The organism is Flavobacterium luteum, from assembly GCF_008806775.1.
GTDB classification, from domain to species: Bacteria; Bacteroidota; Bacteroidia; order Flavobacteriales; family Flavobacteriaceae; genus Flavobacterium; species Flavobacterium luteum.
In genome coordinates, this window is record NZ_WAEM01000001.1 from 510,594 (window position 1) to 525,283 (window position 14,690).

The window sequence follows — 14,690 nt, forward strand, 5'->3', positions numbered from 1 at the left end:
AGTAGTAATTAGTGAGTTTTATGCTAATTATTATTATTTTCCTCTTTTCTTCTCATAAGTTCTGAAATTACAAAAACAGGGTCGTCATCAGTTTCAATCAAATTTGAAAAAGCCCAAAAACAATCTAGTGTGATGTCATAATGTACCCTTAAATCTGAACGGATTTCACCAGGAAACAACATGTAAGTTACCAAATCGCCATAATAAACAAATTCTACGCAGTTGTATTTCGTATTTACACTTACTTTTCCGAAGTTTAATAAACTGTTTAAATGAGATGCTAAAACCATTATATCGGTAGTTTTGTGCTCATCAAAACTGTCTAAAATAAATGTGTGATATTTTAGGTTATTTTGAGTAACTTCATATCTGAATTTTTGTTCTTTTTCGACTTTAAGATTAAATGTAGTTAATATGTATTTTTCATTATCAAATTGACCAAAATGCCAATTTTCATTTTTATGCATTTTGATTAATTCTTCCCATACTATTTTTGAACGTTTTTTAACATTTAATACTCTATATATTTTCCTTATTTTTTCCGTTAAACTGTAATAATATTTTGAAAATTGAATTCTAATAACTTTAAAAAAAGAAATTGTGATAGAGAACATTATAATAGATATTAAAAATTTGAGGATAGCCAATGTATGTGGTTTTGAATTAAAATTTTTTCGTTACTTAGAATTTATTAGCCCTCTAAAAAATTGTATACCGCCAAATAAAATAGCACCCCAAAAAATAAATCCAATATGAGCTGCAGTTGCAATTATACCACCTATGCACCATAAAGCACCGTAAAGCATGTCATTTTCAGCTTGCTTTTTTTGTGCACTTATTAATTCTTGTTTACTTATTTCATTTTGAAATGCCATGATACTAGACATTGGATATTTAACTTCAAGATCATTTATATCAATAATTATTTTTCTATCAATTGACTCCTTAATTGCTGCATCAACTGCTATATCCTGATATTTGTTTCTATTGCTCAATATTTCAATCAATTTTTCATCTGAATTATTAGACATGACATCTTTAAAACTTCCCATAAACTATTATTTTTAAAATTTTCTTATTGCTCTTACATATAATGAACTGGTTTTAGTACTAGAAATAGTAGCGCCAGTAGTAAAACTGATACCATATGCATTTGTAGAATTATATTGTGAAGAACTCCAATAAGATACATTATTAAAACCACCTATTAAAGAACGATTAATATACAATTTTTCGAGCTCAAAATAACTAGGTAGGTACCAATCTGTATAACCTCCAAAAGATAAATTATAACATATACGAGCTGCAGTATTTGATGTTAAACAACTATTTATAATAGATGTTGTATTACTTTGACCTGTTCCAAAAAATGTACTAGTACCGATTGAATTCCCAGAGCAGCCCCAAGTGACACCTGCGCTTTGGTTCACGGAAGGAGTTATTATACCATGAATTTGTCCAGAAATATAACCTGAATCACCAGATTGAAAAATATATGCAATTATACCTCCTTGATAACTTTGACCTACAGCAATTGCAGGAACTAAAGTTGAAAAAGTTCTTGCTGGTCCATAAGCTGTACCTAAACTATTTGTTGCATAAGCTCGAACATAATAAGTTACTCCAGGTAGTAAACCCGACATTGAGCTATTAAAGCTACCAATACTTGAACCGTCTGTAGTTTTAGTATTGCTAATAGTTGGGTTTGAATTTGTATTACTCCAACAAATACCTCGAGATGTAATTGCAGCACCACCATCACTTGTAATTGTTCCTCCGCTATTTGCAGTATTTTGAGAAATAGAAGATATGCTTGTAGTACTAATACCTGTAGGAATTGTTGCCGATGAGGTTACAAAAGTTCTTGTTGTGCCGTAAGCAGTACCTACGCCATTAGTGGCATACGCTCTTACATAGTATGTTTTGTTTGCAGATAAACTTGTTAATGAGCTAGAAAAAGCACCAATACCAGTACCGTCTATAGTTTTAGTATTTGTAATATTTGGATTTGAATTGGTGTTACTATAACATACACCACGAGAAGTAATTGTAGCGCCGCCATCTGTATTTATATTACCACCACATATAGACGAGTTTTGAGTGATTGAAGAAACACTATTAGTAGTTATACCATTTGGAATAGTAGCTGCAATAGTATTAAAAGCAATGGTATTTCCGTATGCTGTTCCAACATTATTTGTAGCATAAGCTCTAACATAGTACGTTGTTCCTGGTGTAAGAGATGTTAAAGCACTAGTATAAGCTCCAACTCCTGAGCCATTAATAGATTTGGTGTTAACTATTGTTGGGCTTGTAGTTGTAGTACTCCAACAAATCCCTCTTGATGTAATTGAAGCACCTCCATCATTACTAATAGTACCACCACTCGATGCCGATGTTAGTGTAATTGCTGACGCAGTTGTAGTTATAATTCCAGTTGGAATTGTTGCCGTTGTTGTTGAAAATGATTTTACATCCCCATAAGCCGTACCGATACCATTTGTTGCATAAGCTCTTATATAGTATATGGTATTGGGAGTTAAACCGTCTATTAAACTGATAAACGACCCTATTCCTGTGCCGTTATTTGTTTTACTATTTGCAATTGTTGGCACTGCTGATGTGCTACTATAACAAACTCCACGACTTATAACATTTGAAGCGCCACTATTTGTAATAATACCACCCGTTTTTGCTGTAGTTGCCGTAACTAAATTTGCAGCCGTAGTAGATGAAATTATCGGCACTGTAGCTTTTAATGTAGTAAATGTAATTGATACACCATAAGCAGTGCCATAACTATTAGTGGCATAAGCTCTTGCATAGTAAGTGGTACTTGGTTCCAAATTATCTATGGTACAAGTAAAATTTCCTAACTCAGCTGTATCATAAAGTTTCTTTGGACCAGATATAGTTGGATTATTATCAATTCCATAGCAAATACCTCTAGAAGTTATGCTTGCCCCATTATCAGTAATTATGTTTCCTGAAACATTGGCTGTTGTTTGAGTGACATTACTAAATTCTAAAGTTTTGACGGCATTTATTATTTTGCCATAATCAAACTCATTGGTACAACTAATAAAATGTATGGTTATTAAAAATATTATTATTTTTAATAAATTTAATTTTTTCATTTTTAATGCTTTTTATTAATTAAACCAATCTAATCCCAGATATTAAATGATATACCAAAGGTCATTTCTGGTTTATCATATTCTATATCAAAATTTTCAAAAGAGAAACCTGCATTTATATTAATAACCCTAGAAACACGGAACATAATACCAGCATTAGCCGTAAAATAATCATCTGTACCAAGATAATTGTCATTTGAATAACCATAATCATAAATTCCGTAACCAACTCCTAAATTTAAGTAAAGCCGGTTACTCATTCTAAAATTAGGACCTAATGCTAATTCACTTCTATTTAAAATTAATTGGCCATTTATTATCGTTTCTTCTTTTAAACTGGTTCTAGCAGAAATATGAAAACCAGTTACTCTACTACCACCGGTTTCATAAAATAGACCATATTTTGCATTTTTCCCACTGTAAAAGCCTAAGCTAGAAAATGATGACAAATTGCTTTTGTAGTTTCTAGATGATACGCTTTTTCGTTTCTGTTGAGATTGTGATGAATTTATTTCACTGTCATTCTTGTTTTTGAGATTACAGGAAATACCAAACGTTATCTCGGGTTTATAAAAATCCTTTTCAATATCCATAAAGGATGCTCCTCCATTAATATTTATAGCTCTTGATATTCGAAACATTAATCCAGTAGTTGCTACTGAATATCCTGTTTTTTCTAAAAAAACATCACCAGCAAAATCATTATTTAATAGCCTTTCATAATATCCATAACCAAAACCTATGTTCAAATAAAGTCGATTTAGTATCCTAAAATTGGGACCTAATTCTATCTCTGTCTTATTTTTTTTAGCAATGCCATTTAAAATATCTTGTTCTGATGTTAGGCTTGTACGTGAAGAAAAACGAAACCCAACTGTTTTTCTTCCTCCATGCTCATAAATGAGCCCATATTTCGCTATTTCACCACTTTGTAAACCAAGACTTGAAAAAGAATATAGCGTTTTTCTGTTTTTTTGCTTTATATCAACAGATGGTATTTCATTATTATTATTTGTTCCTGATTGTTCGACATAAACTTTGACCGCCTTATTACCTGCTATTATCTGAAACCAATTTGAACGAGATTGATTATTATTATACAAGCATGTAACAATAATACTTGTTGAAAATTTTTGTATTGTGCACCATGATGGAATTAATGCTACTGAAAAATTGTTATCATTTGTTGTGACTGTAATATTTTCATCACCTCCATTCTTCGAAAAATAGAGGTTCGTTTTTGATAAACTTAAACTTGTTTCTGCTTTTTGAGTAACACCTTCTTGAGATATATTAATTCGAATATTTTCAACACCATTTTTAACATAGAAATAATCGACTCTTTTACTAATTTCCTTATTTACGTTGCATATTACCACAAAATAATTGTTATATTTTTGAACACTGCACCAAGAAGGTAACATATCGACAGTATATAAATTTAAATTTGAATTAATATCGATATAATTACTACCACCTGATGATTTAAAAGAAATTTCAGTTTTTGAAATACTTAATTTAGTAGGATTTGAGGGTGATTTTGTTTTGGGATTTAAAGGTTTTTGGATAGGTGTACTCAATAATTTATTTATTGATTCTAACCTCCCTTTTACAAATACATCTTGTGGGTTTGAATCTAAAATAACTAAATAAAATTCTTTTGCTTTCGTGTAGTTTTTACCATTAAATGCTAAATCGGCATTTTTTAAATTTACAATACAACGTTTTGCTCGTTGTATTTTAATTTCAGCTATTTGCTTGTCTTTACCTACAGCGGTTTTAAATACATCTTTATATTTAGCTTCTGCACAAATATAGTCGCCCTTATTAAAGCATTGGTTACCTTCCTCCAAATTGCTTACTTGACAATAAGCTGATAATGATGAGATAAATGCAAAAAACAATATAATTATTTGTTTCATTATACGATACTAAATTTTTTTTAATAAATCAGAAATATCTTCATCGGTATTAGATTGCTTTCGTTTAATAACATCTAACACAATATCAAATAAATAGGGGTAATCATTATATTTTATGTCATAGTCAAAAACATAAGGCAAGAGTACTGAAAATATCTTATCTAGTTTTTCTTGTCTTGTAGTTTTGTCTATTCCTTCACCAACCATATTTTTTTTACTTGATTTGTCGTCAAATACATTAATATTTATAATTGTTTCTTTTAATTTTAAAGATAGTGTATTATAATTTTCCAGATGTTCATTTAAACTTTTTATCAAAACAGATTCGCGTTTTATCTGATTTAATTTGTTTTTATTAAGATTTATTTGATTTATGTCAATTTTTTTATTTAGTAATTCTTTCGAGGTAAAATATGTTTCTAAATCTAATAATAATTCAAAAATTTCGGAATTATTTCCGATAAGTTGTTCGTCTTTTTGAACTGAGGCTTTTGTAGAACAAATAATTAATTCATCAAATTTTCTGTTTTTATATGTATTAATTATAGTTGTAATAATCTCCTTTTTACCAGTTTCTTTTTCTCTAATAGCTACATCTTTTATTTGAGTATCTTTATCAGTAATTAATCTAATATTTTTTTCGTTTATTAAATTAAGAAAATTGTTTTTTTCAGTAAGTAACTTAATCTGGTCTTGTAACTTTATATTTTCTAGTGTTATTTTATTTTTATTTAAATCAGCAATTTCTTTATTAAGGTCTAAAATCTTTTTCTGAAATGTAATTGTATCTTTCTCCAAAGCATTTAATTTCACTTTTAAGATTGAAATTTCATTTCTATTTTTTTCAATGGATTCCTTTAATTCAATTTTGAGAGGTTTTATAATTTGACTTTTTAAACTATCATTTTCTAAAGTTAATTTTTTTAACTCTTTAATTAAATCCTGAGATTGTGCGGAATAAGTACCACACAAAATCATAAAACAAGTTATTAAATTTTTCATAGCGTTCTTTAATTTACTAAGGTTTGGCGAAATATGATTTAGCGTTAGAATTGTCTTCGTTTAACTTCTCAATCAAATTATCATATTCATTATCAAAGTTAGAAACAGAATAAATATCATTGTCTAAACCATTTATTTCCTCTTTCAATTTTAAATAGAACTCTCTGGCATATTCACCATGTGAGTTATAAGCACTATAAGTTCCTGAATATGTGTTAATTTTATTATCTAGATATTTAATATGTGCATTGAACAAATATTTTGAAGTTTGATTTAGCTGGCTGTGTAATGTTGAACAATTATCCACAAGACTATTCTCCAATTTATTTCTCTTATATATTGCAGCTCTTTGAATTTTTTGCTTAATCAAATGTATCGGAAATACTGAATTAAAACTATTAGAGGAATAAGGAAATCCTCTACATGATGAGGTAAATTTAATAATTTCATCATATTTACTGAGAACTTTTTGAATTTGAATAATTTGTATATCAACTCCATTTCCTGGTTGTAGAAATGTAGACTTTTTTAATATAATACTTTCACTTTTAATAAATACTAAGTCTTGAACATTCCATTCAGATCTTCTAAAGACTGAATTTGCTAGATTTATAAATTTAACAGCATATATTGAATATAGATTTTTTGAAAGTCTCTCTCTTGATTGATTGTTCTCTGCTTGATTTTTACCTAAACGATTTTCACCATAATAATCATCAATATCAAACTTAACATCATCATTTGATGTTTTTAATTCATTAAAACTAGTAACAGTTTTTCTTTGTAATGCATTTATTTCCTCATCAATAATTTTTGTGAATTGATTCACAACTGGTGGAGTTGGAGGTGGCGCAACTAAAGTTATTAATGAATTTACAACAAAAAAAGCAATTAATCCAATTACAGCAATAGCTAAACTTATTTTAATTATTTTCATTTGATATTTCTTTTAAAGTTTTCATGTTATTCTTTTTAATAGTTTCATCTTTATTTATTATTTTTTTAACAAACTGATTTAATTTACTATCTATCAAATACCTGTTATTTTCAATTTGGTTGAGATAATCTTTTTTCTTTTTGGGGTCTTTACCATCTAATTCCCATAATTTTAATGCAATCAAAATACTTTCTTTTATTTTGGGATCAGATACCGTATTTTTGTATTCTTCTAATTTTATTTTTTTTATTTCATCTCCTTTTAAATACTTTTTGATTTCTAGAGAAATATCTGATGATGGACTTGCAGAATTTCCGTCATTATCAGTATGAGCTTTTCTTTCAGATGTTCCAATAGTATTTTCACCTGTTTTCTGAGGACCTTTGTTGTCTTTTTTTCCGGCAATTACAGTTGTAACACCTTCAGAGCTTTGTTTTTGCCCTGTATCTTTAGGTGGTGATTTTGAACCTTGATCAAAAGGTAAATCAGTGCTACTTTGTTTACTTTCCTGTCCATCTATAATTCCTTTTATTTTAGATTCAATTTCAGGTAAACTTAAACTTGAAATATCAATATCCTTAAGCTTTTCTTTAAGTAATTTGCATTTAGTTTTACTTAAATTATGGATAGTTTTTTCAAAGGATTCCTGATTATTAAAATGTACTTCTTCTCTCAACTTTTCAAAGTCCTTTTTATCAATAAGTTCTCTTTTGGTTATTGCACTAACAATACTATCACTTATTTGATTCCAATTATCTGTTTCTTCAAATGAATTTTGATTTTCATCATTATGGAAAATTGAGCTCCAAAATCCTTCGTCGTTAGTATTGTTTTGTGGATTTTGCATTTCCCAATTTGCTTTATAGGTAATTAATTTACTTAGAATAAGTGCATCACCTTCTAAGTATTCATTAATTATCTCAGCAGTAATTTTTTCTTCTGGATTTTCTTGTTTACCAACGTAATGACTCAATCCCCATATCCCAATGCTTAATATCAAAACACTTACTACTGAAAAAATAATGAATTTTGGTTTTTGATACCAAATCGTATAATCTTCATTTTCGTTTGATACTAAATCAATTTCATTTTCGATGTTATTTTTGTACTTGCTTCCAATTGATGTGTCTGGTTTTTTAAGATGAAAATATAATGATTTATTCCCATCATTTAAAGGATGATATGATTTAACTTCTGAATCTTCATAACCATCACTTTTAACATTTATATTATAAGATATATTTAATTCATTTTCTTCAAATTCAATTTCATTTTCGTTAGAGTAACCTCTTCCTTGTATCCAAACCTTAAAATTATAGATCGGTTCTTTTGGTTCTTCCTCTTGAATTGCAATTATTTTTACTTTTCTTTTCTCATTAAGAATTAATTTAATTGGACTAAGACTGTCTTTTTCAAAATCAATTATGTGACTGTTTGAAAAAAAATTGTCGCCTATTTTAGCTGATGCTGACCATTTTTCATTTAAATCTTCTCCACTAAAATCAACTTGATTATTTAAAGCCTGTTTTTCAGGTTGATAATTATTTTTACATGTTATAACAGCATCCATAACTCTAGAGCCATCTTTTTTTACAACTTCAAAACTGAATGTTTTTACTTCTGATTCCAACTCAACTTCTTTAAATACATCAATTTTATTATCAGTGCTTACGTTCAGAAAATTTCTTATTTCTTCACTATTTAATAAACTTCCAAATATCTTTTTTTCTTTATAGTTTTTTTTAGAATAGACTACTGTTAGTTCATCTTTTCTAAATATTTTGTCTTTATTGTTAAGTTGTCTTCCTTTTGAATTTTTAATTGTAATTGAGACACCATTTTTTGCATTACCATGAAATTCTCTCAATTTATAAGATGGATTTTCCAAATCAATTTGTCCAGTTAAATCAACTCCAGAATTTCGTATAGCATTAAGTGGATTTTCAGACTTATCTTTAAATTCTTTATTTATTAAATATACTTGTCGATATGGTATATATTCTTCTTGGTTTGGTTGGTCGAAATATTTGTGAAGTTCACTATTATTGAAAAAATATATAAATGCATCATCCAAATCACCTGATTGAATATTCTCTGATTCTTCGATAGAAACTTTACCTATTTTATTCTTGTATTCATTTGATAAAAGTTCTAAAAAAGTCCAATCTTCATTAACTTCATTTAAATTATTTTCTATTATATATTTTTGACAATATTCACCTGAAACTTTATCCAATAATGCAATGATTTCAGAACCAGAAAGTTTTTCATTTTTTGAAAGAAATATTGAAAAAGCTATAAAACCAGTTCTTTTGTCGCCACGTACATCTCTAATTATTTTGTATTTTGAAAAAATAGTACTATTTGAAATAAATCGAATAGCGTAAGCACTTTGTCCAATAGCACTCGTTTTTGGGCTATCTGAAGTTACATCAAATAAACCACTTAGTTTATTTGATGTAAAAATTTTGCGACCTCCTTTTGTTCCGTGTATTACAATTTCCATCTGCTTATCTGTTAAAAAAGTCTTTAAATCTATTGTTGCTTATTGGCTTAACTCGATCAAGTAAATCATTAATGATATTTATTGAAGATGCTCGGTTAATTTTACATATTCTTTTAAAATAAACCTTCCCAATAGAAAATAATTTAACCTCTAAATGAACAGAGTTTCTATTACATTGATTACTCAATACATCCATAAAATTTCCAAAATTTTCTTCCAAAAACAATTTAGCTTTTTCTGCTCTTTGTTTATTATTATCAGCTTGAATCTCGTCAGATTTTGTTACCACCACATAAACAGCGTCAGTTTTTTTCTTAAAAATATCATTATTGTCTCTAAAATAGGTTGTTGCTGCCTCTAAATAGTCATATTGAGTTAAACCTGTTTCTATGTCAATAGAATTTTTTGTCTCTTGGTTGTAATCAATAAAGAAAAAATGAATTTTTTGATTACTACTATTTAATAATAATTCAAGCGTTTTGAATGATTGCTCTATACCATCTCTGTCTTTATCTAAAATAATTTTAGTATCGTTTACTTTTTCATAAAATGATTTAAAAACCTCACCACTTAATTCAAAAAATGATATTCTACGTTTATTTTTTTCTCCACGTTTATAAAATAAAAAAGGCATATATTGCGTTCGATCTTCATTAGTACGTGGAGGAAGATAACCAATTTCTGTGTTAAATATATTAACCAAACTTGTGCGATATGTAGCACCAAATTTAATATCACAATCAGGTGCTTCCATTGAATAATCATTTTTAATAGTACTTAGAATTGCAGACAAAGCACAAGTTTTACCTGAAGAAGGTATTCCCCAAAAGAAGACATCAGTATAGCCTTGTGGAACCTCATTTTCTTTTTTGGGTATAGCATTAAATGTTATAGGTGGCTCTTTAAAATTTTTTATAATTTGAAAGTCAATCTCCAAATCATTACATAAATTATATAAATCACTATCACTTAGTTTATCAATTATTTCATCAATAGTATTTTCATTGATACTATGTTTTATTTCTCGTAACATTCTATCTCGTTCTTCCTGTTCCTTTTTAGTTCGATTTATTTCAGCTTGTATTTCTTTAATTTTTGTATTTACTTCGGTAATATGATTTCCTTCTGGAAAGTCTTCTAAATAATTCTGTAATTCAGAAATTGAATTCGCGGCAGAAAAAGCTACATCGTATTTTTCATTCAAAAGTGCTTTTATTTTTTTTTGTCTTGAATGATCAAATTCTCCAGTTTCTTGTAATTTTTTAAAAGATACTACTCTATTTATTATTGCTTCAACAATTTGGTCATTAGAATGTTTATCATTTCCTATATTATCTAAATAATCGCTTTCTTTCATTGTAATTATAATTAATATTTAATAGTATATTCGTTAGTTTTATTTGTTTTCTTTGAAAATATAGCACGAAAACCAACATCTGATTTTGTACTTCTATTACTAAAAATATATGACAACAACATCAGCACATACACCAATATTGCATAAACAAGAGAAAGTAATGGTGGATTTCCAATTTTTGTAAAATACGTTTTTACTTCATTTGTAGTCAGATTATATTTAAAATCTTCAATATTGTCACCTTCACAAGTCTCTCTAATTTTGGAAATATTAATTAAATCAGATTTCCAATTATTAGAATTATTTTCAATATTATTTATAAAATCTACTATACCAATTGGTTTCCATTTATCAATATCAATTTTTGAATTTGCTAACCATTTAGAATTATGACTTTTCATTGCAATAAAGCTAGAGGGCACCAAGTCAAATCCAATTTTTCTAATTTTTCTATCGATTTGTTTTGGATTAGTTAAACTACTATTTGATTTAAAATCAAGGCAATTAAAATCAACATCACTAACTCTATTTTCCTTTAATAAAACAGCACTTTCTAATTTAGTTTTGTAATTATTTTTTCTATCACTTACATATAGTTCATATTCAACATACATATTTTCAGCTTGAGTAATACTCGAATTTAGTTTGCTTTTAATTTGGATTTCATTCTCAGAAACGGAAAAATAATGCGAGAAAGGAAAAAAAGTAAAATAACCTATTAACGCAGTAAATAAAACCAATAAAACTATTTCCCAAATAAATCGGCTTTTGAAATTACGATGCGTTTGTTTTAACAACTTAGCGCCAAGTGAAGTTCCTATTAAAAATAGGGTAATAATTACAGCCACAGCGATACTTTTTCCTTTATCTCCCAAGGTATAAAAGTTGGCCCCTAGAAAGCAAAAATATCCAAATGTAAGTGCTGCTAATAGATTAATGACAACTGCTAATGACAATTTTATTTGTTTTAAATCCATAGTTTTAAATGTTTGTTTTTTTATTTACGATTTCTAATTTCTTTTAATTCTCTATCTATCCTATCTAATTCTTGTTGGAACTTCTTTCGCTGCTGTAATAACGAATTTGTTTGCTCGCTGTTTGGTGCATTTTGAGTAGTTGGACTGCCTAAAGTAAAAGAACAAATATGTAAAGACTTATCTTCTTTCTTTATAATGCCTTTATATACTTGATTTTTACCACCATATTTTACATTTATTGTATAAGGAGTACTGTAAATATATGGCTCATGATTTTTGTAATTTATGAGGTATATTTTATAAATACCATTAGGAGCTTTGCCTTTGGGCCAGAATATATTTTCAATTGGAGTAATGCTACCTGGATAATTAACGTTCATGTCAACATCCAATTGGCCACCACTTGAAACAACTTTATTGTCACACCAGACTCTTTCATCTGTTGGGTCTATACAGTATAAATCTAAATCATTATAATTATTCCAATTTAATGTTATTTGCACATCTCCTGATGATGGTTTTTTTGAACAATCAATTGTTTGACCAGCCTTTACTATTTGCATGGCTTTATCCAACTGAATTAACTTTCCAATCTTATCATTAACGGGTAAACCAGTATTTTGTAAAATACAAATTATTTCTTTAGTCGATAAATTGGGTTTAATGCTTTTCATTAGCGCAACAGCCCCTGAAACAATTGGTGCTGCCATACTTGTTCCGTCCATTATTTGATAACTATTAGCACCCACTGTACTATAAATTCCTACACCAGGAGCTGATATTTTAGAATAAGGACCATAATTACTAAAATTGGCTTTATTAAGACTAGAGTTGTTTCGGTCAATTGCCGAAACTGTAATAAATTGGTCAGGACGTTGCAAAGCATCAATCCCTGCAAGTATGTTGTCATTTCCTGCAGCTACTACAATTGTAGCATTATGTTTTGCTGCAATTCTCATGATTTCAAGCCATAACCGTTCTTCTTCTTTAAAATGATTTTGTATTAAATCAATTTGTTCACGTTCAGGAAATTGAGCAAGACCTTTAAATTGACCACCTAATGAAACATTTATCACATCAGCCCCTTGATATAAGGCATATAATATTCCATCTAATACAGAGGTAGTGGTCATTATGCCCTTTTCGTTAGCCACTTGAATAGGCATGAATTTACAGTTGGGTGCAATACCGCAAAGACCTAGGTTATTATCGGCAATAGCTAATGCGGTTCCAGCAACATGAGTACCATGGTCTACTTTTTGAGGGAAAATTGTATTAGAATGAGTCCAAACATTATAAGGCTGTACCACTTTACTTTTTAATTCAGGATGGCTTAGATTGAAACCATTGTCTACTATTGCAACAGTGATTTTATCTGAACCTCGACTAACATCCCAAGCTTCTGGTACTTTTATTTTTTGAAGATACCAATTCTTGTTGTTATCTTTAAAAGCTGGGTCATTAGGACTATATTCTCCTTCTAACAAAGCTTCATCAAATACAAAAAGTTTGTAAATAGGAGAAAATTTAGTTGGTATTTCTTGTTTAATTTTCTCTCGTTCTTGCGAAGGAATTTCAATTTGCATTCGCTTTACAACATTGTCGTAATACACTACCTTATATTTATCATCAGGGTATTTAACTTTAAAATCTTTAGCTAAATCCATAATGGATTTATCCTCATTTTCCATTAAAATATTTATCCGATTACCTATAATACTAGGATTTCCAGGGATTATTTCAGGATTTCCGTCTATTGGAGGCAATACACCTTGTTGAGGAGGCAATATATCTTTATAAGCTGGTGGGGTTGGCACAGGAGTATAGGGATCGTGTGGGTCATAAATCCCACCACCATCTCCAACACGTGGGTCTTTTTTAACCCAAGTAGAATCATTATCGCTTAAAGCTGCACCGCCTGTTAAGTTGTGCCCACTACAGTTTCTGAATAACCATGAAAATAAGAGAAGTAAAAGCAGGATGAATATTAACCATAATAGCCATTTTAAACATCCATTTCCAGTAAATAAAGCTTTTAGCCAATTCCAAAAACGCAAGTACCAAGGTAATTTATTCTCAATAGATGGATTGTGATTGTAAGGTGGGACAGGTGACTCATGTTTATTGTACAGTGCCGTAAATTCCTTATCTCCTGTTACTTCGTGTCCATTTGGATTTTCATCCCAACCAGCAAATTCATAACCATCATTAGCTTCTACTTGAGGTATTTCATTGTTTGAAATATATTCGCTTGTTTGTTTGGTTACACTAACATTACCATACAAATTACCATTATCACCAGCATTATAATTAATCGTGAAAAAAGTTGGTTCTGGTATTTGAACTGGTTTGGGGGCCTTTACAAATTGAGTCTTGCAAATTTCACTAATATCTTCTCTTACATTATCACGTAATTTCATACCCCAAACGCCTAGAACTACAATATCATCGTAGCAATAGATAAAACGGTCATCAATATACTTAATTGCATCCGCTAAAAAAACGGCTTCAACTGTTTTACCTGAATTTTCAAGATTGTCTATTACGCCATTATAATGAGAAATTGTTTCATTTTTAATGTTTGTATATCTAGACAAATCTTCTCCCTGTAGCTCTTGAAATATTTGTGGTGTTTCATTATATTTAATACCGTGAAACACAATTGCATCACCATCTACAACCGGATATGCTAAAAAATGCTGGTATTTAGTATCAATATTTTTATTTATAATATTTGACTCAGCCAACTTAAATCTATCAAATAATGTTTTCCCACCAATACCTTGTAATGCTTTAAAATATTTCAAATCAGTACTGAGTAATTGCTTTTTACCTATTACTATCGCCATATT

At 29.0% G+C, this 14,690-nt stretch carries 10 protein-coding genes; all 10 read right to left on the minus strand.

Annotated features, from left to right (window positions below; all coding sequences use genetic code 11):
* Nucleotides 1–23 precede the first annotated feature (23 nt).
* The 10 genes from F6464_RS02385 to F6464_RS02430 all read right to left on the minus strand — a co-directional run bounded on the left by F6464_RS02385 (nt 24) and on the right by F6464_RS02430 (nt 14,687).
* Nucleotides 24–467 carry a hypothetical protein gene (locus F6464_RS02385; protein ID WP_151106144.1) on the minus strand — a complete coding sequence of 148 codons (444 nt, stop codon included), beginning with the start codon at nt 465–467 and terminating at the stop codon, nt 24–26.
* A gap of 210 nt (nt 468–677) precedes the next feature.
* Nucleotides 678–1,052, minus strand: a complete 375-nt coding sequence (locus F6464_RS02390; protein WP_151106145.1) for a hypothetical protein — start codon at nt 1,050–1,052, stop codon at nt 678–680.
* Between the two features lie 12 nt (nt 1,053–1,064).
* Entirely contained in the window at nt 1,065–3,137 is a 2,073-nt protein-coding gene (locus F6464_RS02395) for an Lcl domain-containing protein (protein ID WP_151106146.1), read from the minus strand.
* Between the two features lie 29 nt (nt 3,138–3,166).
* Nucleotides 3,167–5,059, minus strand: coding sequence for a BACON domain-containing protein (locus tag F6464_RS02400; protein ID WP_151106147.1), 1,893 nt, complete (start codon nt 5,057–5,059; stop codon nt 3,167–3,169).
* Between the two features lie 9 nt (nt 5,060–5,068).
* The gene (locus F6464_RS02405; RefSeq protein ID WP_151106148.1) at nt 5,069–6,061 is read right to left on the minus strand and encodes a coiled-coil domain-containing protein; all 993 of its coding nucleotides are present in this window, start codon (nt 6,059–6,061) and stop codon (nt 5,069–5,071) included.
* Between the two features lie 16 nt (nt 6,062–6,077).
* Nucleotides 6,078–6,998, minus strand: a complete 921-nt coding sequence (locus F6464_RS02410) for a hypothetical protein (protein WP_151106149.1) — start codon at nt 6,996–6,998, stop codon at nt 6,078–6,080.
* Complete coding sequence (locus F6464_RS02415) at nt 6,985–9,504, minus strand: hypothetical protein (protein ID WP_151106150.1); 2,520 nt, start codon at nt 9,502–9,504, stop codon at nt 6,985–6,987. Before F6464_RS02415 ends, F6464_RS02410 begins: the two co-directional genes overlap by 14 nt.
* Before the next feature lie 4 nt (nt 9,505–9,508).
* A complete protein-coding gene (locus F6464_RS02420) occupies nt 9,509–10,861 on the minus strand; it encodes a hypothetical protein (protein WP_151106151.1) in 1,353 nt (450 codons plus the stop codon).
* 11 nt (nt 10,862–10,872) lie between these two features.
* A complete protein-coding gene (locus F6464_RS02425) occupies nt 10,873–11,838 on the minus strand; it encodes a hypothetical protein (RefSeq protein WP_151106152.1) in 966 nt (321 codons plus the stop codon).
* 20 nt (nt 11,839–11,858) lie between these two features.
* Entirely contained in the window at nt 11,859–14,687 is a 2,829-nt protein-coding gene (locus tag F6464_RS02430; protein ID WP_151106153.1) for a S8 family serine peptidase, read from the minus strand.
* Nucleotides 14,688–14,690: the final 3 nt, after the last annotated feature.